Raw genomic sequence first — 21,962 nt, 5'->3', positions numbered from 1 at the left:
TTGCCATTCAGACAATCAAATTTGATATTGAATTTTAGGAAAATCCTATTGTGCTGCGTTTTGAGCTCATCAACAAGTTTTTTTACTTTACCAATTTTTATTATCTTCATCACCAAAACTTATATATAATGAAGAACTACGCTAAAGTTTTAATGCTTTCAACCGTGTTTTCGGTGGGGTTAAATGCCCAGACGCAGGACCAGATGACCAAATCTATTATGTATGAAACCTACAACAATTCCCAGCTCGAAAAGCTCGCTTACGAACTCCTCGACGGGATAGGTCCACGTCTTGTAGGAAGTCCCAAAATGCAGCAGTCGCACGACTGGGCAGTAAGCAAATTCAAAAGTTGGGGAATCGATGCCCGCAACGAACAGTGGGGCGAATGGAAATCCTGGGAACGGGGAACCTCTTCTATTGAAATGGTATTTCCTTATGTTAAATCTTTGGAGGGAATGCAGCTTGCCTTCAGCCCTGCGACACCGTCTAAAGGATTAACAGCTGATGTTGTGATGTTGCCAACCTTTAGCAGTAAAGAAGATTTTAATAAATGGCTTTCTTCTGTGAAAGGAAAAATGGTAATGGTTTCTCAATATCAGCCATCCGGAAGACCGGAGTATAACTGGAAAGAATTTGCAACCCCGGAATCTTTCGAAAAAATGCAGAATGAATCCAAAGCAGCTTCTGAAGCGTGGCAGAATTCAATAAAAGCAACCGGAGAAACCAGCAGAACTTTAAATGCAAAGCTTGAAGCAGCCGGTGCAGCCGGAATTATTTCTTCCAACTGGTCTCGCGGATTTGGTGTAAACAAAATATTTTCTGCAGGAACAAAAAAAATACCGGTGATGGACGTTTCTTTGGAAGATTACGGACAACTCTACAGAATGCTGAAAAACGGCACCACTCCAAAACTGAAAATTACAGCCAATTCTAAAGACAAAGGAATGGCACCAACCTTCAATACCGTTGCAGAAATCAAAGGTTCTGAAAAACCCGATGAATACATCATTTTATCCGCACACTTGGATTCATGGGATGGTGGAACCGGTGCAACCGACAACGGAACAGGAACCATTACGATGATGGAAGTTGCCAGAATCCTGAAAAAACTTTATCCTAACCCGAAGAGAACAATCATTGTAGGACTTTGGGGAAGTGAAGAACAGGGACTTAACGGATCACGCGGTTATGTATCTGCGCACAAAGAACAGATGCCGAAAATACAGGCAGTTTTTAATCAGGATAACGGGACGGGCCGTATTGCGAACATCAGCGGACAGGGATTCCTGAATTCTTATGATTACTTGGGAAGATGGCTTGCTGCGGTACCCAGAGAACTCACTAAAGATATAAAAACCACTTTCCCAGGAACACCTGGCGGTGGCGGATCCGACCATGCGTCTTTTGTGGCAGCAGGAGTTCCGGCATTTATGTTGGGCTCACTGAATTGGAGCTACGGAAACTATACCTGGCACACCAACCGCGACACGTATGATAAAATTGTTTTTGATGATGTAAAAAGCAACGTCGCGTTAATCGCCATAATGACTTACATGGCAAGCGAAGATCCTGAGAAAGCTTCTGCGGAAAAAATTAAACTTCCGGTAAACCAAAGAACAGGCGAACGAATGGCCTGGCCAGAAGTAAAGGAACCGACAAGAAAAGGTGGTTTAGATTAAACTTTCTGTCTTATTTTACAGTATTGCCGCCGCGGTTTCACCGCGGCGGCTTTTTATTTTCATTCCAATTCTATCCAAACAGGCGCATGGTCACTGGATTTTTCCCAACCTCGCACCTCTTTATCTACACCCGCTTTCTTGAGTTGGGGAAGAACTTCCGGCGATAGCAGGAAGTGGTCGATTCGCAAACCGGCATTTCTCTGATAAGCATTTCGGAAGTAATCCCAAAAGGTATATATTGTTTCGTCTGGATGCAGATGACGCAGTGCATCAGTCCAGCCTTGTCCAATCAAATCACGGAAGGCATCACGAACTTCGGGTAAGAAGAGCGCATCTTTCGCAAACTTTTCAGGTTTGTATACGTCTTTTTCTGTAGGCATCACGTTAAAATCACCAATCAGCAAAACCTTTTTTCCGGAGGTTATGAGCATTTCGGCATGAGCCTGCAGGCGCTCGAACCACTGCATTTTATAATCGAATTTAGGTCCCGGAACAGGATTTCCGTTCGGGAGGTAAATACAGCAGATAATCAAATCATCGATTTTCACCTCCAAATACCGGCTGGCTTCGTCGCTATCGTCACCCGGAAGTTTTTTTCGTGAGACCACAGGTTCAGTATTTTTCGAAAGCACCGCTACTCCATTCCAACTCTTTTGCCCTAACCATACTGATTTGTAACCGGCTTCGAGGATTTCTGCTTCAGGAAATTTGTCCTGTGGCGCCTTAAGCTCCTGAAGACAAACCACATCGGGTTTTTCTTCCTTAAGCCATTTCAAAAGTACGGGAAGCCGTCCGTTCACGCCATTTACATTATAAGTTGCGATTTTCATGAATTAAATTTTTAAAATTCACTACAAAAACCGGGCAAACGATTTCTGCTTCATGCAATACCTCGATCTTGAAAGGTGCACAGTTTTTGATATCTGATTAAACCCATCACAAAAATCAAATTATGAGAGCAATATGGAACGGCGCCATAGGTTTTGGCCTTGTAAATATCCCGATTAAATTATATTCAGCAACCGAAGAAAGCAATCTGGATTTGGATATGCTGGACAAAGACGACCTTTCAAACATCAATTTCAAAAGAGTAAATGCCAATACCGGCAAAGAAGTGAAATGGGAAAATATTGTAAAAGGTTATAAACTTGAAGACCGTTACGTAGTTCTCACTCAGGAAGATTTCGATGAAGTAAATCCTGAGAAATCAAAAATCCTGAACATCAAACAGTTTGTCGACATCAACGAAATCGACAGTGCTTATTTTGAAACTTCATATTTTCTGGAACCACAAAAAAATGGTGAAGAGGCTTACAAATTATTGCTGAAAGCACTTTTAAAAACCAAAATGGCCGGTATCGGGACTTTTATCCTGAGAGAAAAAGAAATTCTTTGTCTGGTGCGCCCTTATAAAGACAAGATTCTGATGGTTAACAGAATGCGTTATCCGGAGGAACTGAGAAGTTTTGAAGATCTGAAAATCCCAAGTGCCAAAAATCCCAAAGCCGAAGAACTGGAAATGGCAGAATCCCTCATAAAACAGCGTGCGACAAAATTCGATCCTGAAAAATATAAAAATACCTACAATGATGATCTGATGAAAATCATTAAAGCAAAGGCAAAGGGTAAAGTTAAAAAGGTAGAAACCAAAGAAGAAGTCAGCGTGAAAGCTACCGATCTTATGGCTCAGCTGAAAGCCAGTCTGGAAGCCGGAAAAGTAAAAGCCGGTTAAGTTTAAACTTAATTCATCTCTATCATGCCACTTGAGGAATACAATAAAAAAAGAGATTTTACGCAGACTGCCGAACCCGAAGGCAAAGCCGCAGTTGGAAAAGGCAAACTGAAATTTGTGATTCAGCGGCACGCGGCGAGCAGGCTGCATTATGACTTCCGTCTGGAAATGGATGGAGTTCTGAAAAGCTGGGCCATTCCCAAAGGTCCATCACTCAATCCAGAAGACAAGCGCCTTGCGATGATGGTTGAAGACCATCCTTTTGCTTACAGAACGTTTGAGGGCTCTATTCCGGATGGAAATTACGGCGCCGGCGAAGTCGAAATCTGGGATGAAGGCACGTATGAGCCGTTGGGAAAAGTGAAAGGAAAGACCGATGATCTCATCATGCAGCACGAACTCCACACCGGATCGATGAAATTTGTACTCTCCGGAAAAAAACTGAAAGGCGAGTTTGCGCTTGTAAAAATAAAAAACGCCGAAAGTGGCGATCCCTGGCTGCTGATTAAACACAGAGACCAGTTTTCTGTTGATCATTATGATGCCGAAGAAAATACTGATCCGGATTCAAAAGTAAGTGCCTATCTTCAGTCGAAAAAAAAAAGCAGTAAAGTAAGCAAGTCATCTGCTCCTGAGATGAAGTCTTATAGAAACCATGCTCCTGCTCTTTCAGGGGAAAGAACACTCACCAAATTCATTACTCCCATGCTTGCTGGAACTTCGGCAAAACCTTTCAGCTCGCCGGAGTGGGCGTTTGAAATAAAGTGGGACGGCTACAGGGCTATTGCAGATCTCAGAAAAGACATTCAACTCTATTCACGGAACGGACTTTCCTACGCAGAAAAATTCAAAAAAATCAGCAATTCACTCAAATTTCAGGAGCACGAAATGATTCTGGACGGAGAACTTGTTGCTTATGACAACGAAGGAAAACCGAATTTCCAGTGGCTGCAGCGCATTGGCGAAAATCCCAATCTTAATATAATTTACCAGGTTTTCGATCTTCTGTGGCTGAATGGCCACTCGACGGAAAACCTCAGTCTTCTTCAGCGGAAAGAACTTCTGAAAGACGCTTTGGTAGAAACTGAACACATCAAATATCACGATCATATTCTTGAAAAAGGAGAAGCATTTTTCATGCAGATAGAAAAACTTGGACTCGAAGGAATGATCGCCAAAAAAACCGACAGCACTTACAGCCGCGGCACACGAAACGGCGACTGGCTGAAGATTAAAAGGCAACAAACCGAAGAAGTCCTGATTTGTGGATTTACCGCGCCCAAAGGCAGCCGCAAGAAATTCGGGTCGCTTGTTTTGGGGCGGTATAATGGGAATGAACTTATTTTCTGCGGCCATACAGGAACGGGTTTCAGTGACAAAATGCTGGTAGAACTTTACGATAAAATGAAACCTCTTATTGTAGCGGAATCTCCTTTCAAAAAAATTCCGAAAACTAATGATAAAGCTACCTGGCTGAAACCTGAACTCATTGCTGAAATTAAATTTACGGAAATCACCAGTGATCACATCTTCCGTCATCCGGTTTTTCTGCGTTTAAGGGAAGATTTAAATCCAAAAGATCTGAACTTTAAAAAAGATGAAAAAACCAATATCCCGGAACCGAAACCTTTAAAAAAAACAACAATGAAAAGAGATACTGATCAACTGCAGAAATTAGGGAAGCAGGAAGTGAAACTTACCAACCACAATAAAATTTATTTTCCAAAGGACGGAGTAACAAAAGGCGACGTCATTGCATACTACCAAAGCATTTCAAAATATATACTTCCACATCTGAAAGACCGCCCGCAATCGATGAACCGTTTCCCAAATGGCATTGAAGGAATGAGTTTTTACCAAAAAGATGCCTCCGACGAAATCCCGGACTGGATTGAAACCCAAAAAGTTTTTTCAGAATCTACCGACAAATACATTAACTACATTCTCTGTAATGATAAAGCCACGATGGCTTATCTGAACAATTTGGGATGCATTGAACTCAATGTTTGGACCAGCCGGAAAGATACTACCGACAAACCTGATTACCTGGTGCTGGATCTGGATCCCTCAGATAACAATACTTTTGAAGACGTAATTCTTACCGCGCAAACGGTAAAAAAAATTATGGATAAGGCAAAAGTGAAAGGTTACTGCAAAACTTCGGGAAGTTCCGGAATTCATATTTACATTCCGGCGGGAGCAAAGTATTCTTTCGAGCAGGTGAAGGATTTTGCACACGTGATGATGCAGATGGTACAGAAAGAAATTCCCGACATCACCACTCTGGAACGCAACCTTCAGAAACGCGACAAAGGAAAAATTTATCTCGATTACCTCCAAAACCGACGCGGCCAAACCCTTGCAAGCGTGTACAGCCTGAGACCTAAAAACGGAGCGCCAGTTTCAATGCCAATCGAATGGGACGAACTTAAAACTGGGCTAAAACCTACCGATTTCAACATCGAAAACGCACTGCAAAGAATTGAAAAGAAAGGTGATATTTTTAAACCGGTGCTCGGGAAAGGCTTTGATATGCTGAAAGCTTTGGAACTTTTGGAAAAGGAATAATACTTAGTGTTTAACGCTGAAATTCCCTTATCGATACGCTTCCGGCGGCTTTGGTTAAATTTTTGATAGAAAAATTTTATGAAAACTCAAAACTACAGCAATCACAAAAGGTATTACGCACCACATCATTTTATTTTACTGCCGATTCTCGCGGGACTTCAGGTACTCGGCATCTGGAAATATTTCACCGATTACGAAAACACGCTGGTTTGGCTGCTGTTTTCAGTAATCATTTTCCTGATTCTTTATCTCACCGTGATGTTGAGGCAGCATTACGCACTCGGAAATCAGAACCGAATTATCCGCCTCGAATTTCAACAACGGTACTTTGAAATCTTTGGGGAAAGGTCTGATAAGGTGATCGAACAGCTTACTTTCAGTCAAATTGCAGCCCTGCGTTTTGCTTATGATGAAGAATTTAAAACTTTACTTGCAGAAGCGCTAAACAAAGACGTTTCGGGTGATGAGATTAAAAAATCAATCACAAATTGGCGTCCGGATTATCACAGGGTTTAGAACAATCAATTCCATAAACATTAAATATAAATCATTAAAAATCACTGTTATGAAAAAATTTATGTTATTCAGTTTAGCTTTACTGGCAATGTTTACCCTTACGGGATGTGATGCGATAGGAACAATTTTCGAAGCCGGGATGTGGTGGGGAATTTTTCTTGTTGCAGTCGTGATCGGACTTATCTTCTGGCTTTTAGGACGGGGTAGAAAATAACGTTCTTAATTCCACAGATCATGCAGAAGAAATCAAAAACCAAAATCCGGCCTTTGCAGAAACAGAATAAGCCGGGACTCGAGGCTAAGCTCTCGCCACTTCCGGACAGTGAACCCATTCAACAGCATGGTAAGCTAAAAGGCAAAACCGCCATCATCACCGGTGGCGACAGTGGCATTGGGAAAGCGACTGCCCTGCTTTTTGCTGCGGAAGGTGCTGATATTCTGATTTCTTACCTGAGCGAAACTTCCGATGCAAAGGAAACCAAAAAGGAGATTGAGAGGTTGGGTAGAAAATGCATCCTCATCAAAGGCGATCTTGGCAGAGAAAACCACTGTAAAAAAGTAATCACCGAAACGGTTAAAAATTTTGGTAAACTGGATATCCTCGTCAATAATGCCGGCATTCACTGGGAATCCGAGAAAATTGAAGACATCACCACAGAGCAGCTGATGAAAACCTTTCATTCCAATTTTTTTTCAGTTTTCTGGCTTACGAAATATGCCATGAAATACTTGAAGAAAGGCAGCTGCATCATCAACACTACATCTGTTACGGCTTACCGCGGAAGTGATCACCTGATGGATTATGCTTCAACCAAAGGCGCAATCCTGTCTTTTACGAGAAGTCTTGCGGCAAATCTTGCACAAAAAAGAATCCGTGTAAATGCCGTAGCGCCAGGACCAATCTGGACACCACTAATTGCCTCTACCCTCTCTAAAAAAGCAGTTTCCGAATTTGGCAGCGACACGCCAATGAAGCGTGCCGGCGAACCGAATGAAGTAGCGACTTGTTTCCTCTTCCTTGCCAGTGAAGATTCCTCTTACATGACAGGACAGGTATTGCACCCAAATGGTGGGGAAATAGTTAACGGTTAAAAAACTGAATGATCAAATGAAAACTTCCGAGAGCGATGTTGTAATCTCACTGAGTCCTTCAAAGATTGTAAAAATAATGAAGGATCCGGTTAAATCTGCCAAGGCAGTAAGTCTGGTGTATACGAATGACCGTGAATCAGACGGAATTACCCGCAGAAAACGCGGAAAAAAATACGTGTACTATTACGGTGACGAGAGAATAAAGGACCAGGTAGAAATCCAGCGCATCAATAAACTGGCAATTCCGCCTGCCTGGGAGAATGTCTGGATTTGTGGACTGCAGAACGGTCATCTTCAGGCAACCGGCATCGACGCTAAAAAGCGCAAACAATACCGTTATCATCCAATTTGGAACGCACTGCGAAATCATACAAAATTTTACAGAATGCTGCAGTTTGGCTACGCACTTCCTCAAATACGTCTTAACCTCGAAAAAGATCTTTCACTGAAGACTTTAGAAAAACAAAAAGTACTGGCCGTAGTAGTGAGTTTAATGGAAAGAACCAATATTAGGATCGGAAATAATGTCTATGAAAAACTTTATGGTTCCTTTGGTCTTACCACATTAAAGGATAAACACGTTAACGTTAAAGGACAAAAAATAAATTTTTCATTCAAAGGAAAAAAAGGCATTTATCACGACATCGACCTTAAAAATGCAAAACTCGCAAAAGCCGTTCAGAACTGTAAAGACATTCCGGGGAAAGAACTTTTTCAGTATTACGACGAAGATGGCAAAAGACATCCCGTAGATTCCGGAATGGTGAATGATTATATAAAGGAAATAAGCGGCGACGATTTTACCGCAAAAGATTTCCGGACCTGGTCAGGAACTGTAAATGCGCTGATCGCCTTCAAAGAAATCGGCGAAGCAGAAAGCGACACTGCCTACAAATCAAAAGTAAAAGAAGCCTTGGAAATGGTCGCCGCCAATCTTGGAAATACGGCGACCGTGTGCCGGAAATACTATGTACATCCTCTCGTCATCAACCTTTACGAGAACAAATCAATTAAAAAGTATCTGGACGAACTCGATGAGATTGAAATCGATGACGGAAAAGCAGGACTCACAAAAGAGGAAGCCATTGTGATGAAAATCCTTGAAAACGAAAAACTGTAAATCCAATAATCAACAACATTAAGAAAACATATTATGAAAATTGAACTTCAGGAAAACGAAATTACCATCGTGAAATTAGGTCCGTCTCAAGAAGAAAACGGCGTAATGAAACGTGAAGTAACATTTGAAATTAATGGAATCGAATTCCAGCGCAACATTATCCTTGGACACAACGGCACAGGAGCAGATTTTACCGATCCGCAAAAATTTTACATGATGAACAAAGATCAGGTTGATGCCAGCCTCATCGTTTATTTATCCGAAAATCATCTGTATGACAATCTGGAAAAATAATTAATCCTGGAATCACATTACCTCTTTATTAATGGGGTAATTTTTCTCTGAAGTATCCGTAAACCCAGGTTCCGGCAATAGCGCTGAGGAGTGTTACTACAATTACGGTAGCACCAGTACCGATTTGTGCAAACAGCGGACCCGGGCATGCGCCAGTAACCGCCCATCCAAAACCAAAGATCAGCCCGCCATAAATTTGCCCTTTATTGAATTCCTTTTTATGAAAAACGATTTCTTCTCCGTAAATTGTTTTAATGTTGAATTTTTTAATCAACCAGATTGAAATCATCGCGACCAAAATCGCACTTCCAATAATCCCGTACATGTGAAAAGACTGCAGCCTGAACATTTCCTGAATGCGGAACCAACTGATGACTTCGGCCTTTGTAAAAACAATTCCGAAGAAAATTCCAAGAAGCAGATACTTTAAATTATGATACCAGCGGTGTTCCAGCATGCTTTCGTTAACACACATACTGTCCAGAGATCTCCTTTCCAAATCGTCATTTTTATTAATATCGTTTTGCATGTTTTCAATTTTAAAGTGAAAGAATAATTGGAAGTAACACATTGGCCATTAAGAAACCGCCGAGCATAAAACTGATGGTGGCAATTAAACTCGGGAGTTGCAGGTTAGCTATTCCCATAATGGAATGTCCGCTCGTGCAGCCGCCAGCATACCGTGTGCCGAAACCCACAAGAAATCCACCGCCCACCATCATCACAAGACCGCGAAGCGTAAATAGCGATTCCCAATTCATGAGTTGCGCCGGTACAAGATTTCTGAAATCTGTAATTCCGTAAACTTTTAATTCTGCAGCCAGATTTGGATGCACTTCAACCGGATTAGGATTGGTAAAAAAAAGTGCAGTAATTATACCTCCCACGAAAATACCGAACACAAAAAATAAATTCCACACCTCTTTTTTCCAGTTGTACTTAAAAAAAGGAATATTTGCCGGCAGGCACGATGCACAGATATGCCGGAGCGAAGAAGAAATACCGAAGTTTTTGTTACCGAGGATCAGAAGCGCCGGAACTGTAAGTCCGATTAATGGTCCAGCGACATACCAAGGCCAAGGCTGCTGCATAAATTCTATCATAAATTTTAATTTTCAGTTTTAAATAGTACTGCAAAACCGGTTAGATTCTTCAAAACCAAGGGATTTGATTAAATCTGTAAATCAGTTTTTTTTCAAGCTGCAAATTTACCCAAATGTTTTGTTAAAGTAGGCAACTCTATAAATTATTCACGAGCTTCTTAAATGAAAGTTAAATTACATTAAATGAATTCACACCGGTTTTACATCCTTAAATTTGAGTGAAACGAAGAATTAAATTATATGGGACCGTTACAGAACAAAGTCTTCACCGTAAACAGGTATTTAGGTTTAAATTTTAAATAATCGTGACGATCTTTAAAAACCTTTATTCAGAAAAAAAGCGCAAATTTGCATCCGTCCTCAAAATGAAACTGAATGATGAAATTATGTATTGCCGAAAAGCCAAGTGTTGCCAGAGATATTGCCAAAGTATTGGGCGCAGACCTGCCTAAACAAGGATATTTTGAAGGTAATGGATTCTGGGTAACCTGGACTTTCGGACACCTCTGCACCCTCAAAGAACCTCAGGATTACAGCCCGCATTTCAAATCCTGGGATCTTATCTTTCTGCCTGTGATTCCACAGAATTTCGGTATTAAACTCATTCCGAATCCCGGCGTTGAAAAGCAGTTTAAAATCATTGAAAAATTAGTTGAAGATTGCGAAGAAGTCATTAATTGCGGGGATGCCGGTCAGGAAGGAGAACTCATACAGCGTTGGGTTCTACAGAAAGCAAAATGCCGGAAACCCATGAAAAGACTCTGGATTTCCTCACTTACCGAAGACGCTATAAAAGAAGGTTTTGCCAACCTGAAACCTGCCGAGGACTATCAGAATCTTTACCTCGCCGGAAATGCCCGCGCGATTGGCGACTGGTTGCTTGGGATTAATGCAACGCGCCTTTTTACCCGCAAATTTGGCGGCAACAAAGGCGTTCTTTCTATTGGGCGTGTACAGACTCCTACCCTTGCAATGATTGTGCAGCGGCAAAAAGAAATCAACGCTTTTACAACCGAAGAATACTGGGAACTGAAAACAAAGTACCGCGATGTACTTTTCGCAGCGGCAATTGACCGGTTAAAGACCAGGGAAAAGGCAGAAAAAGGTTTAGACTACCTGAAACAGCATGAATTTGAGGTCATCGCTTTTGAAATTAAAGAAGGTAAAGAAAAAAATCCCAGACTTTTTGATTTAACGGCACTGCAGGTTGAAGCCAACCGAAAATACGGCTATTCAGCAGAAAATACGCTGAAATACATCCAAAGTCTTTACGAGAAAAAACATACTACGTATCCGCGAGTTGATACGACTTACCTGTCTGAAAATCTTCATCCGAAAATTGAGGGAATCCTGCGTTCGATGAATTTTTATGCCCAATTTACCGCACCACTGCTCACAAAACCGATTCCAAAATCGAAAGCGGTTTTCGATGATTCAAAGGTAACGGACCACCACGCCATTATCCCGACTGAAATTCCGCCTTCTTCAAGTTTATCGAAAGAGGAAAAACTCATTTATGATCTGGTTGCCAAGCGTTTCATCGCTGTGTTTTATCCGGAATGTAAGATTTCAAATACTTTGGTTGAAGGTCAGGTCGGTACCATTCCATTCAAAGCGTCAGGAAAACAGATTCTGGAACCCGGCTGGCGCGAAGTATATGCTTTCGAGAAAAAAGACGAAACCGAAAAAAAAGACAAAGACGAAGAACAGACGATTCCGGAATTTAAAGTTGGCGAAAAAGGACCGCACAAACCCTTGATTCATCAGGGAAAAACCAGTCCGCCCAAGCCTTACACCGAAGCAACGCTATTGCGTGCGATGGAAACTGCCGGAAAACAGGTTGATGATGAAGAGCTGCGGGAAATGATTAAAAACAACGGTATCGGCCGGCCTTCCACCCGTGCGAATATTATTGAAACCCTCTTCAAACGCAAATATATTGAAAGGAAAAAGAAAAATATCCTCGCCACGACCACGGGTATAGAACTGATCGACACGATTGAAGATGAACTCCTGAAAAGTCCTGAACTTACGGGAGAATGGGAATTTAAGCTTAGAAAAATTGAACGCGGCGAATATGAAGCCAATCAGTTTAAAGACGAATTAATCACCATGGTTACTGAACTTACCAGAAAAGTAATCAGTGAAAAACCTAAGATAATTTCTTTCAATGACGAAGTTCAACCTAAAGAAAAGAAAGAAAAAGCACCCAGAAAAACAATTATAATTTCCTGGGAAGACGAAACCTGCCCGAAATGTAAAACAAACAAACTTATGAAAGGAAAAACGGCGGTAGGCTGCTCCAGTTACAGAGACTGCGGTTTCAAATTGCCGTTTACAGTATTCGGAAAAAAACTTACCGAAAAGCAGATTCATGATGTTATCCTTAAAGGAAAATCTTCAAAACTCAAAGGTTTTACAAACCACCCGGATCATTTGACAGAGGGAGTTATCCGGATTTCTGACCAGGGCGAAGCGGAACTTGCAGCGGAATAATTCATTAAATAATCAGCCATTAGCCAATGCATTCTCTTACAAAACCTTACCTTTGCTACCAGCCTTCAAAAGACTTTAATTAGAGGAAGATTTCCTCACAATTCAATTATAATGACTATAGAAAAACACCACGTAGTAGCTGTTCATTACACGCTAAACGCCCTGGAAGAAAACGGGGAAAAATCTTTTATTGAAAAAACAGATGCCGATAACCCGTTCACTTTCCTTTACGGAGTGGGCATGATGCTTCCGAAATTTGAAGAAGAACTTCACGGAATGGCTGCCGGAGAACAGAAATCTTTTACCATAACTGCAGAAGAAGGTTACGGTGAAAAACAGGAAGACGCTACGGTGCAGTTGCCTGTAGAAATGTTCGAACAGTCTGGAATGCCGCCAGTGGGTGCAATCCTCCCATTACAGGATCCTGAAGGAAACCACGTGAATGCTGTAGTTCTGGAAGTTTCTCCTAAAGCGGTAACAGTAGACCTTAATCACCCAATGGCCGGGAAAACCCTTCACTTTGATATCGAAGTAGTGGCAACCCGCCCGGCAACCGAAGAAGAACTGGCACACGGACATGCACACGGCATCGACGGAAACTCAGGACATTAATCTTCCGTTTTTAAAATAAAAAAGAAGCACACTGCCTTGCAATGTGCTTCTTTATCTATAATCTGCTGTATATTACAATCTCGATTCAGTATCGTCGTTATACCATCTTTCGTAAGTGTAACGTGCGTCTTCTTCATTTTTTGGTTTATAACCCATGTAGATTCCGCCATCTTTAATTTCGTTTTCGTATATCTTCGCTTCATCTTCAGGAACTCCTGTTCCGGTTAAAGCGCCTACTAAACCTCCGGTTGCTGCACCTGCTCCTGCACCAGCCAATCCTGCTGCCAGAGGCCCTGCAATTACCAGTCCCAATCCGGGAAGCAGTACATTAGATCCAATTGCGGCTACAGCGCCTACAACGGCTCCAATTCCGCCTCCGATTAACGAACCTTTTCCGGCGTTTTCGGCCACTTTATCATCCAAATCTGTATGCGTGTCGGAGTTGGTGAAATAACGGTCGCGGGTACTGTCAGACATCATTACGTTTACATCATCTTTAGTGTATCCTCTTCCATGAAGATCTTCGTAAGCCCTGTCGGCTTCTTCTCTTGTTCTAAAAACTCTTGAAACATAATCATTCCTGAATTCTGGTTTGTACTGTGAATTTGCCATAATAATAAATTTAAGTTAATATTTTGTTTAAGGTTTTTGATTAAATTCAATATCAATGCCACCTACAGGCTGTTTAACATTGTTTAACATCCTGTTTAAGATAAAAACTGCGCTTCTTTTACCAACTTTAATACAATTTGAAAAACACGGTAGATAACTGATGTACAGACGAAAAACTATATCAGCTACGGAAGTTTTTATCATGACCTGACGAATATGATCCATAAAAAAAATTAACAACCAAAAAAAAACCGCGCTGGCGTTCTGCTGCAGCACGGTTTAATAATTGTGTTAAAATCATTGTCCCATTAAGGATTGGTAGAGAAGATCGACGCACTGGCAATCATGGCTCTTCTGTTCATTTTCAGAATATCGCGAACCCACTCTGCGAAATCTTCAGGTTGCAACACTTTATCCGGATTTCCGTCGGTCAGCCCACCCTGTATGGACATATCCGAGGCAATCGTACTTGGGGTTAAGGTAATCACACGGATGTTTTCTTTTCTCCACTCTGCCATCATCGACTGAGAAAGGGAAACTACAGCCGCTTTCGATGCAGCATACGCCGACATATTCGGTCCGCCTTTCAGACCTGCGGTGGATGCAACGTTTACAATATCGCCCATTCCACGCTCCTTCAGGAACGGATACACCGCTTTTGCTGCATAATAAACCCCGAAAAGATTGGTTTTGATGACGTGTTCCCAGGTTTCGGAGGGCATGTCAGCAATCGATCCGAAATCACCAATTCCAGCGTTGTTGATAAGGATATCGATTCCGCCAAGTTCATTAGCTAAAGTCGCGATTCCCGCCTGTACTGCTGTTTCATCATCAATACTGAAAACGGAATAAGAAGCCTTCACGCCGAGGGCTTTTAATTCTTCAGCGGTATTTCTAAGCTGTTCTTCATTTCTCCCCGCCAGGCCAATATGTACTCCCTCTTTTGCCAAAGCGACCGCGACCGCTTTACCAAGACCTCTGCCTCCACCGGTTACGATGGCGTTTTTTCCTTTTAAATTCATATTACTATTTTTAATGCGCCACAAATTTAAGGATTTGTGCTTCTGCTTCCAATTAAGCTCATCTATCGTTATTATTTTAAATTGATTCCCGGCATTAATAAAATGAATCGCCGTTCTATTTTACACTGGAGTTCAATTGAAAAAATAACTACAGACTTATAGGATATAAAACCTGAATTTGTATATTTGCACCTCACTGCCCGGATGGTGAAATTGGTAGACACGCTCGTTTCAGGTGCGAGTGCCCACAAGCTTGCAGGTTCGAGTCCTGTTCCGGGCACAGAAAAAGCCTTCTTTTTTCCTGAAGGCTTTTTTATATGGTTTTTTTCTTAAAGATTGCTAAGCTTTTTTCTTCAAAAATTTAGCACTGATGAATTCCCAAACCATGGGCAGAATAGAAATTCCGATGATGCCGAAGATTACCGTTTCGAAGTTCTCCTGAACAATCGGCATATTTCCGAAAAAATATCCCAGAAGGGTTAAACCGAAAACCCAAACCACGGCACCAATGATATTGTACTTAATAAACGTGTTGTAATTCATAGTTCCAATACCTGCCACAAACGGTGCAAAAGTCCTTACAATAGGGACAAATCTTGCGATAATTATGGTTTTGGGACCGTTCTTTTCGTAGAATTCCTGAGTCTGAGCAATGTATTTCGGATTCACAAGCTGTTTTTCGCCGATCTTCCAGTTCAGCATTTTTAAACCGATATTTTTCCCCAGGGTATAATTCAGGGTATCACCCAGAATCGCAGCCACCGTAAGTAGTCCCAATACAAGCCAGAGATTAAGATGGGCCGATTCTCCGGATGCACCGATTACCCCTGCACAGAATGTTCCGGCGGCGAAAAGCAATGAATCACCAGGCAGAAAAGGCATTACGACTAAACCGGTTTCCACAAAAATAATGAGAAAGAGAATCAAATAAATCCACACTCCATAATCGATGATCATGGTGAAAAGGTGCTGATCGAGGTTTAAAAAGAAATCAAGTACCGTTTGTATAAACTCCATAGTTGCTTTAAATATAATGTCCGCAAAAATACACCAAACTATCCTGAAACCGAAATCTGTGAACAATTTTAATGTAAAATATAAAAAGCCGCGAATGAAAACGAATGATAGAAAATGAAATCACCGATAATCTTTATCTTTGCACTGCGTTTACAAATCAAGACGCGTACTTTTTATGGCACTAAAGCTTTTCAATCCTTTTGAAGATTTAATATTCGGAGAGCAGTTTTGCTTTCTTACCGGCGAACTAACCACCGAAAAAATGACGGTTTTCCCTATGTGGCTCATGGAGCATTTTAAATTTGATACCGACAGGATTGAGATGATGGATAAATCTAAAACGTATGTCTATGCCGACCTTCAGCTGCCGTGTGCACCCCGTGTGAAAAAAGCATTTGAGGAACTCGATGTAAAGATTAAGGAAGCTTATGACAAGGGATATGAAGGTATGGTGGCTCTTGATGATCAGTTGCTCTTTCTCTGGACCGGAAGAATTGTTTATGGTCTGCTGTATTACGAAATGCAGTACGAGAGCAACAGAATCCTTAAACAGGGCAGAAATTTTGATCTTTCGCCGATGTTACGCGAGCGGTTTGGGAACTTTCATCTCATGCTCCAGTCGATTATAGAACCTGTTTCTTTTATCGGAAAAAAACCATGGAGCATCATCGTCTTTCCGCTCAAATATTCGGCAGATATCATCAGTTACCGCGACGATGCGATTAACCTGCTGTTCTCCTTCGGGGTCAACGGTTTCGGGTATATCGCATGTCTTCAGGACAACGGCGCGATTGCGGAAAAGGAACAGGAACTTCTGACTAAAATGAAGGGCCACATCCTGCATCCCGTTCAGTTCGAGGAACTTTACGCACGCTTTCATTATTCCGATTATATCTTACAGTACAAACCGGAATACTTGATTGAAAACCACGGAAATCAGATTACCATTGAAGGTTTACCAATGGTAGCCCATGCCCAGCGCCCGCTATTTGGGTTTTGGGATCAGGATATGTTTGCCCAGTTGCTCGCGAATTACTGGCAGGTTTATGCCATACAGAAAGAAGATATCATTAAATTTCAAAAGCCGTTTCTGAGTTTTCTTGAGAATCCTTACACCCAGGAATTTATTGATCCGGAATCAATTTCACTGCCCTGGTAAATATGCGAACCTTTATAATATTCAACCTTTTTGAACAGTAACATGATCAGATCTAAAATTTTAAAAGAAGAATGGAAAACGGTAGAATTTGACTTCGAATTTACCAATAAGACAAGATTTGAGGTTTCAAACCGCGGTAACGTAAGAAGTTTTAATAAAGTTTCTGATGGACGTATACTTAACGGCTCTTTGACTGAAGGATTTAAGGTAATCCGGTTAAAACTTTATAAACCCAGAGCCGAAAAAGAGGAACAGCAATTCGATGTTCTGAAAAAAGAAATTTCTGAACTATATGCGAAGAGAAGAGAAACCATAAAGAAAAACAACGTTTCCGAAACCGAAAAGCTTACGCAACTTATCGAAAAAAAGAAAAGCCAGCTAAGCAAAAAACTGGAGCGCAACCTGAAAAAGCGAACCATTAACCATCATTTTATGATTCACAGACTGGTGGCTGCTTATTTTCTGCCTGCTCCGCAACCCGACCAAACCATTGTCGCCCATATGGATTACGACAAACTCAACAACAACGTTACCAACCTGAAATGGATGAATCAGGAAGAACATTCGCTCCACCAGAGCAAAAATCCTAAAGTGATTGCTGAGAAAAAATGGCTCAAGTACAAACGGAAACCCCGAGCAAAAGGAATGAAACTCACCTCTTCGCAGGTCATTCATATCAAACTGCAGCTGCGCCGGAAAAAACCCGCCAAACAGATTGCCAGGCAGTTTGGAATTTCAGAAATGCAGGTCTGGAGAATCAAAAGCGGCGAAAACTGGTCCAGCGTTAAAATTCCGGATTAATTACCACTAAAGATGTTTAAAATTAATTTATCTGGCTGGTGTGATCGGTATATCGGCCGGTTTCATTGAACGCTGTGCCTTTATAAAACCTTTCACAGCGAACCGTCCGGGATGTAAAAAAGTGGACTAAGTAAGAGCGTGATGTATAACTTTTGTTTAAAATCTCTTACCGAAAGAACTTCAGTCATAAAAAAAACCGGAAGAATGATCCTCCGGTTTTTCCGATTGTATAATCGTCTGCTATAAATTACTCTACGATAATCTTAGCCGACTGGCTTTTTGTGGTAATAAAATATACCCCTTTCGCGAGCGACTGCACATTTACTTTTTCGTTGTTTCCTACGTTTTCGAATGATTTCAGCAACTGCCCGGTAACAGAATAAATCTTTAGCGTTTCTTTTTTATCAATTCCGTTGATAAAGAATTCACCGTTTCTTACAGGATTAGGATATACTGTTAGTTTTTGGTTGATCAGTGCCGTATCGTTTGCCGACATTGGTGCATAACAGGTCCAGGTAAGGTTATCAAAAGAAACGCGGTTGCTGGTGGTTTCATCAATAAGTTCAATGGTGAAATCTCCGCTTACATTAATGTTTTCAATGGTTACAGTTGTTGCCGTTTTAGAGTATGTAATCTGGCCTTTTACCAGTCCATTGATTTTCAAAGTATAATTCCCATTGGAATCACTGAACGGAAGAAACGTTTTCACCGTCAAAGTGCCTATTCCACCTGAAATCAGAGAAGATTTTAATGATCCCTTTCGCATACAGATTGCTCTGCTTGTCCCGTCAATATAGATCTGAGCATCAGTTCTTGCATTGGTTGCGGTCCATACAATTCCTTTATTCGACCAGGTTCTGTCGGCATAAGATGAAGATACCGCAGGAATGTTTTCGAAATCCTCAGTTCCGCAGGAAGTTCCTTCTCCGGTACTGGCGGGCTGTGTAGTTGCTTGTACCGCTGCACTGTTACCTGAAACGTTTCCTGAATTGTCTTTAGCCACAATATGGAAAGTGTAGGCTGTAGAAGGATTGAGTCCTGAAACTGTAGCTGAAGTACCGAATACATTTGCTTTAAACACTCCGTTCACATATACGTCATAGCTGCTCACCGATACGTTATCTGTAGATGCAGACCAGGTGAGTGAAACCGTAGAAGAAGTCGTTGCCGTTACCGCAAGATTCATTGGAATGCTTGGTGCTTCGGTATCTCCAGCTGTTCCGCCACTGAAGGTATCGGGCCAGTTGTTCTGTGCTGCAGGTCCGCCCCAGATTACAGTGGCCAAGTAAGGATTGTCGATGAAAGGGTTTCTGTTTTTCTGGGTTTGAGCAACCACGTTATTTCTCTGGATTTCAAATGCGGATACGGGATCTTCAACATTCCATTTCAGGAGAATATCCGGGAAGTCCTGCGAATACGTATTGGGCGTCATGGTAATATTCAAAGGCAGGCATCTGGTGTTATATCTTACATACATATACATCAGGATTCTGGCAACATCGCCTTTCCATTCTTCTCCGGGATACCAGCCACCACGGCTCGTTTTATAGGCTGTTGCGCCGGTACCGTCATCAAAAAGAAGGCTTCCTCTGGTACTGTTCAATGTATTGTCTGCAGGACGTAGGTGATGTCCGTCGGCTCCCGGACCTGAAGTTCCTAAATTCGGTGTTCCTTTAGATTTGGCGTACACGTGTTCCCGGTTCCAGGTTCCGCCTACAGGCCGGCTTCTCTGGTGGGTTCCTGATGCCTGTGATCCGTAGATTAACAGTAGGTTTCCCGGTTTATCAGGATCTGCGTCACTTGTTTTCATGAGGGTCTGCAGCTCACTGTAAGAAATCACTTTGGTATGCGTCGCTGTGATTAAAGAGGCCAGTTCACTTTTCAGATCATTGCCGGTTTTGTTGAAATTTACCCCTGCATAGTAGCTGGGTGCGCTTTGCGCATAAAGTAAGAAAGAAAAAATACTTACTAAAAAAGATAATTTTAGTTTCATAATCAGTTGATATTTTTGATTTTTAAAATTGCGATGATTTGCTGTTCGTCACGAAGAATTAAGTTTTCGTCCAGCAAAGTGAGCGGAAACTGATTTTCTGCTTCCAGGAAGACTTCAGAGCCGAAAACGTAAAATTTGGCATGGACAGGATTTTCCAAAGAATGCGCTTCTACAGCGACAGGAATCCCGTTTTCCATTTCTCCTTGGGTGAATTTAAATCCATGCATTCCTTCAAGCTGTTCAGGATTAAATGTTAATACTTTCCTCCAAAGTGCCGGATGGTCTTTGCCTTCACCTACAAAAACTCGGTTTTCAGTGTGGTCGATGGCAATGACGTATAATGGCGCCTTCTTTCCGCCGACATTGATGCCTTTTCGCTGGCCCAGTTTATAATGTTCCGTTCCCGAATGATCCCCTACAAGAAAGCCATCGAATAAGGAATAATGAGGCACCTGTGATTCCCAACGGAGTTCCTCTTCCTTGGAAGGGAAAAGTGGTTTTTTTCTGCGATAAAGCGGAGAATGTTCGGGAATTTCTACAAGCTGTCCTTTCGTACTCATTATTTTCTGCACCCTAAATACTGGTGTTCAGTTCCCGATAAAGGGGCAGCTAATCTACTGATTAAAAACGAACTGGCAAGTGATGGAAATCATTATTATATATTTTTTTAATCCGGTAAAAAAAACAATTAAGAGCTTTCAACACAACCTATTTATTTTCAAAGACATACATTAAAAGAGACAGGAATCTTCTTTATTATGAATGATATCACATAAGCCTCATCTCCAGATTTTTGAGCATCAAAACCAACAGATTCCAATACAGCAAATTAACAAAAAAGCCCCCTTACGGAAGCTTTTTAGTATATATTTTAAAAATAGTTAAAGAACACCTGTTCTTACCATGCACTCCCGCATTTTATGGTAGGTTCTTTCAATATCATGATCCAGACCGATAGAAAAACGGATCAGTCCCGGCGAAAGTCCCATCTCCTTCTGTTCATCTTCCGGAATTTCTGAAGAAGTAGAGGTACCGGACGCAGAGAAGAGGGTTTTATAAAAGCCCAGACTCACTGCCAGATAGCCGAGATTTTCATGCTGCATCATCTCCATGAGTTCATTGGCTTTCTCCACGGTTTTCACATCCAGCGCGATAAGGCCGCCATAGCTGTACTCCGGATGCATCATCCCGGTAAAAAGTTCATGCTGAGGGTGGCTTTTCAGGCCCGGATATTTTACATTGAGGCCGTCTTTTTCCCACCGTTCTGCCAAATACTGGGCATTTTCACTGTGTTTTTTCATACGCAGATGCAGCGTTCTGAGGTTTTTCAGAATACTTGCTGCCCGCAAACTGTCCATGGTAGGTCCCAAAAGCATGCATGCCCCATTGTTTACATTCTTGAGGTCATTGATGAATGCTGAACTGGCGCATACCACTCCACCCACGGCATCACTGCTGCCATTGATGAATTTGGTAAGGCTGTGTATGGTGACATCAGCACCCAAAAACTTAGGTGAAACGGTAAGCGGAGAAAAGGTATTATCAACTACCAACTTCAGGTCATGCTTTTTTGCCAGTTCAGAAAGGCCTTTCAGGTCGGCGATTTCAAGAAGCGGATTGCTTACGGTTTCACAGTAAAGCACTTTTGTATGTTCATTAATGGCGGCTTCTACTTTTGCCAGATCGGTGATGTCAACAAAAGAAGTCGCGATCTTTAAGCCCGGCAGAAAGTTCTTCATAAAAGCATAAGTCCCGCCGTAAATTGTTCTGCTCGATACAATATGGTCGCCGGATTTGCAGAGCTGCAACAATACTGATGTAATCGCACCCATGCCGGAGGCGGTAACGTTGGCATTTTCTGTTCCTTCCATCTTTGCAAGAGCTTCGGAAAGGTAAAGGTTACTGGGCGAAGAGTGCCGTGAATAAAGATAACAGCCTTCTGCATTGCCTTCGAAGGTATCGAACATGGTTTTTGCAGAAAGGAAAGTATAGGTAGAACTGTCGGAAATTGAAGGATTTACGCCCCCAAATTCCCCGAAATACTGAAGGTCCTGAATGCTGTTTGCTGCATCGAATTGTTCCATGATAATGATTATTTAAGTTCTTTAAAATTGCAGGTTTTCCAATTATAAAACAAGGATTTAAT

Annotated in this window: 21 protein-coding genes and 1 tRNA gene; 13 read left to right on the top strand and 9 right to left on the bottom strand. The window is 41.7% G+C overall.

Annotated features, from left to right (window positions below):
- The first annotated feature begins 128 nt into the window (after positions 1–128).
- Entirely contained in the window at positions 129–1,679 is a 1,551-nt protein-coding gene (locus CDW55_RS07055; RefSeq protein WP_088469054.1) for a M20/M25/M40 family metallo-hydrolase, read from the top strand.
- Positions 1,680–1,738: 59 nt separating this feature from the next.
- On the opposite strand, the gene xth is transcribed toward CDW55_RS07055, so the two are convergent.
- Positions 1,739–2,509, bottom strand: coding sequence for an exodeoxyribonuclease III (xth, locus tag CDW55_RS07050; RefSeq protein ID WP_088469053.1), 771 nt, complete (start codon positions 2,507–2,509; stop codon positions 1,739–1,741).
- 122 nt (positions 2,510–2,631) lie between these two features.
- Here xth and CDW55_RS07045 point away from each other — a divergent pair, with 122 nt between their 5' ends.
- The 7 genes from CDW55_RS07045 to CDW55_RS07015 all read left to right on the top strand — a co-directional run bounded on the left by CDW55_RS07045 (position 2,632) and on the right by CDW55_RS07015 (position 9,001).
- Positions 2,632–3,411, top strand: coding sequence for a Ku protein (locus CDW55_RS07045; protein ID WP_088469052.1), 780 nt, complete (start codon positions 2,632–2,634; stop codon positions 3,409–3,411).
- A 24-nt stretch (positions 3,412–3,435) separates the two neighbouring features.
- Complete coding sequence (gene ligD / locus CDW55_RS07040; RefSeq protein ID WP_088469051.1) at positions 3,436–5,979, top strand: DNA ligase D; 2,544 nt, start codon at positions 3,436–3,438, stop codon at positions 5,977–5,979.
- Between the two features lie 78 nt (positions 5,980–6,057).
- Entirely contained in the window at positions 6,058–6,495 is a 438-nt protein-coding gene (locus tag CDW55_RS07035; RefSeq protein WP_088469050.1) for a DUF6526 family protein, read from the top strand.
- Positions 6,496–6,544: 49 nt separating this feature from the next.
- Positions 6,545–6,709, top strand: coding sequence for a phosphatidate cytidylyltransferase (locus CDW55_RS07030; protein WP_088469049.1), 165 nt, complete (start codon positions 6,545–6,547; stop codon positions 6,707–6,709).
- A gap of 20 nt (positions 6,710–6,729) precedes the next feature.
- A complete protein-coding gene (locus CDW55_RS07025) occupies positions 6,730–7,587 on the top strand; it encodes an SDR family oxidoreductase (RefSeq protein WP_088469048.1) in 858 nt (285 codons plus the stop codon).
- Positions 7,588–7,603: 16 nt separating this feature from the next.
- Entirely contained in the window at positions 7,604–8,707 is a 1,104-nt protein-coding gene (locus CDW55_RS07020; protein ID WP_088469047.1) for a DNA topoisomerase IB, read from the top strand.
- Positions 8,708–8,740: 33 nt separating this feature from the next.
- Entirely contained in the window at positions 8,741–9,001 is a 261-nt protein-coding gene (locus tag CDW55_RS07015) for a hypothetical protein (RefSeq protein WP_088469046.1), read from the top strand.
- Between the two features lie 28 nt (positions 9,002–9,029).
- Here the strand turns inward: CDW55_RS07015 and CDW55_RS07010 are convergent, their stop codons facing one another.
- Together CDW55_RS07010 and CDW55_RS07005 are read right to left on the bottom strand one after the other, a co-directional pair.
- Positions 9,030–9,476 (bottom strand): DUF6691 family protein, encoded by a 447-nt coding sequence (locus tag CDW55_RS07010; protein ID WP_410492775.1) that lies wholly within the window; start codon positions 9,474–9,476, stop codon positions 9,030–9,032.
- A gap of 64 nt (positions 9,477–9,540) precedes the next feature.
- On the bottom strand, positions 9,541–10,104 hold the full coding sequence (locus tag CDW55_RS07005; protein WP_088469045.1) for a YeeE/YedE family protein: 564 nt from the start codon (positions 10,102–10,104) through the stop codon (positions 9,541–9,543).
- Between the two features lie 378 nt (positions 10,105–10,482).
- Here CDW55_RS07005 and CDW55_RS07000 point away from each other — a divergent pair, with 378 nt between their 5' ends.
- The gene (locus CDW55_RS07000) at positions 10,483–12,600 is read left to right on the top strand and encodes a type IA DNA topoisomerase (RefSeq protein ID WP_088469536.1); all 2,118 of its coding nucleotides are present in this window, start codon (positions 10,483–10,485) and stop codon (positions 12,598–12,600) included.
- Positions 12,601–12,711: 111 nt separating this feature from the next.
- A complete protein-coding gene (locus tag CDW55_RS06995) occupies positions 12,712–13,212 on the top strand; it encodes a peptidylprolyl isomerase (protein ID WP_088469044.1) in 501 nt (166 codons plus the stop codon).
- A gap of 72 nt (positions 13,213–13,284) precedes the next feature.
- Here the strand turns inward: CDW55_RS06995 and CDW55_RS06990 are convergent, their stop codons facing one another.
- Together CDW55_RS06990 and CDW55_RS06980 are read right to left on the bottom strand one after the other, a co-directional pair.
- Positions 13,285–13,824, bottom strand: a complete 540-nt coding sequence (locus CDW55_RS06990) for a hypothetical protein (RefSeq protein WP_088469043.1) — start codon at positions 13,822–13,824, stop codon at positions 13,285–13,287.
- A gap of 308 nt (positions 13,825–14,132) precedes the next feature.
- The gene (locus CDW55_RS06980; protein WP_088469041.1) at positions 14,133–14,846 is read right to left on the bottom strand and encodes a 3-ketoacyl-ACP reductase; all 714 of its coding nucleotides are present in this window, start codon (positions 14,844–14,846) and stop codon (positions 14,133–14,135) included.
- Between the two features lie 198 nt (positions 14,847–15,044).
- Between CDW55_RS06980 and CDW55_RS06975 the strand changes: the two genes are divergently transcribed.
- Positions 15,045–15,126 (top strand) — tRNA-Leu (locus tag CDW55_RS06975).
- 59 nt (positions 15,127–15,185) lie between these two features.
- Here CDW55_RS06975 and CDW55_RS06970 read toward each other — a convergent pair.
- Positions 15,186–15,863 (bottom strand): DedA family protein, encoded by a 678-nt coding sequence (locus CDW55_RS06970; RefSeq protein WP_088469040.1) that lies wholly within the window; start codon positions 15,861–15,863, stop codon positions 15,186–15,188.
- 175 nt (positions 15,864–16,038) lie between these two features.
- Between CDW55_RS06970 and CDW55_RS06965 the strand changes: the two genes are divergently transcribed.
- Positions 16,039–17,022, top strand: a complete 984-nt coding sequence (locus CDW55_RS06965; RefSeq protein ID WP_088469039.1) for a hypothetical protein — start codon at positions 16,039–16,041, stop codon at positions 17,020–17,022.
- Positions 17,023–17,064: 42 nt separating this feature from the next.
- Positions 17,065–17,823 (top strand): HNH endonuclease, encoded by a 759-nt coding sequence (locus tag CDW55_RS06960; protein WP_088469038.1) that lies wholly within the window; start codon positions 17,065–17,067, stop codon positions 17,821–17,823.
- Positions 17,824–18,070: 247 nt separating this feature from the next.
- On the opposite strand, the gene CDW55_RS06955 is transcribed toward CDW55_RS06960, so the two are convergent.
- The 3 genes from CDW55_RS06955 to CDW55_RS06945 form a co-directional block, all read right to left on the bottom strand.
- Entirely contained in the window at positions 18,071–19,816 is a 1,746-nt protein-coding gene (locus tag CDW55_RS06955) for an endonuclease (RefSeq protein WP_088469037.1), read from the bottom strand.
- 2 nt (positions 19,817–19,818) lie between these two features.
- A complete protein-coding gene (locus CDW55_RS06950; protein WP_088469036.1) occupies positions 19,819–20,376 on the bottom strand; it encodes a tRNA methyl transferase PRC-barrel domain-containing protein in 558 nt (185 codons plus the stop codon).
- Between the two features lie 321 nt (positions 20,377–20,697).
- Complete coding sequence (locus CDW55_RS06945; RefSeq protein ID WP_088469035.1) at positions 20,698–21,900, bottom strand: aminotransferase class I/II-fold pyridoxal phosphate-dependent enzyme; 1,203 nt, start codon at positions 21,898–21,900, stop codon at positions 20,698–20,700.
- Positions 21,901–21,962: the final 62 nt, after the last annotated feature.

It is taken from the genome of Chryseobacterium sp. VAUSW3, assembly GCF_002205795.1.
Taxonomy (GTDB): Bacteria; Bacteroidota; Bacteroidia; order Flavobacteriales; family Weeksellaceae; genus Kaistella; species Kaistella yananensis.
The sequence above is the reverse complement of the archived record's forward strand: the minus strand, read 5'-3'. Positions and strand labels throughout refer to the sequence as shown.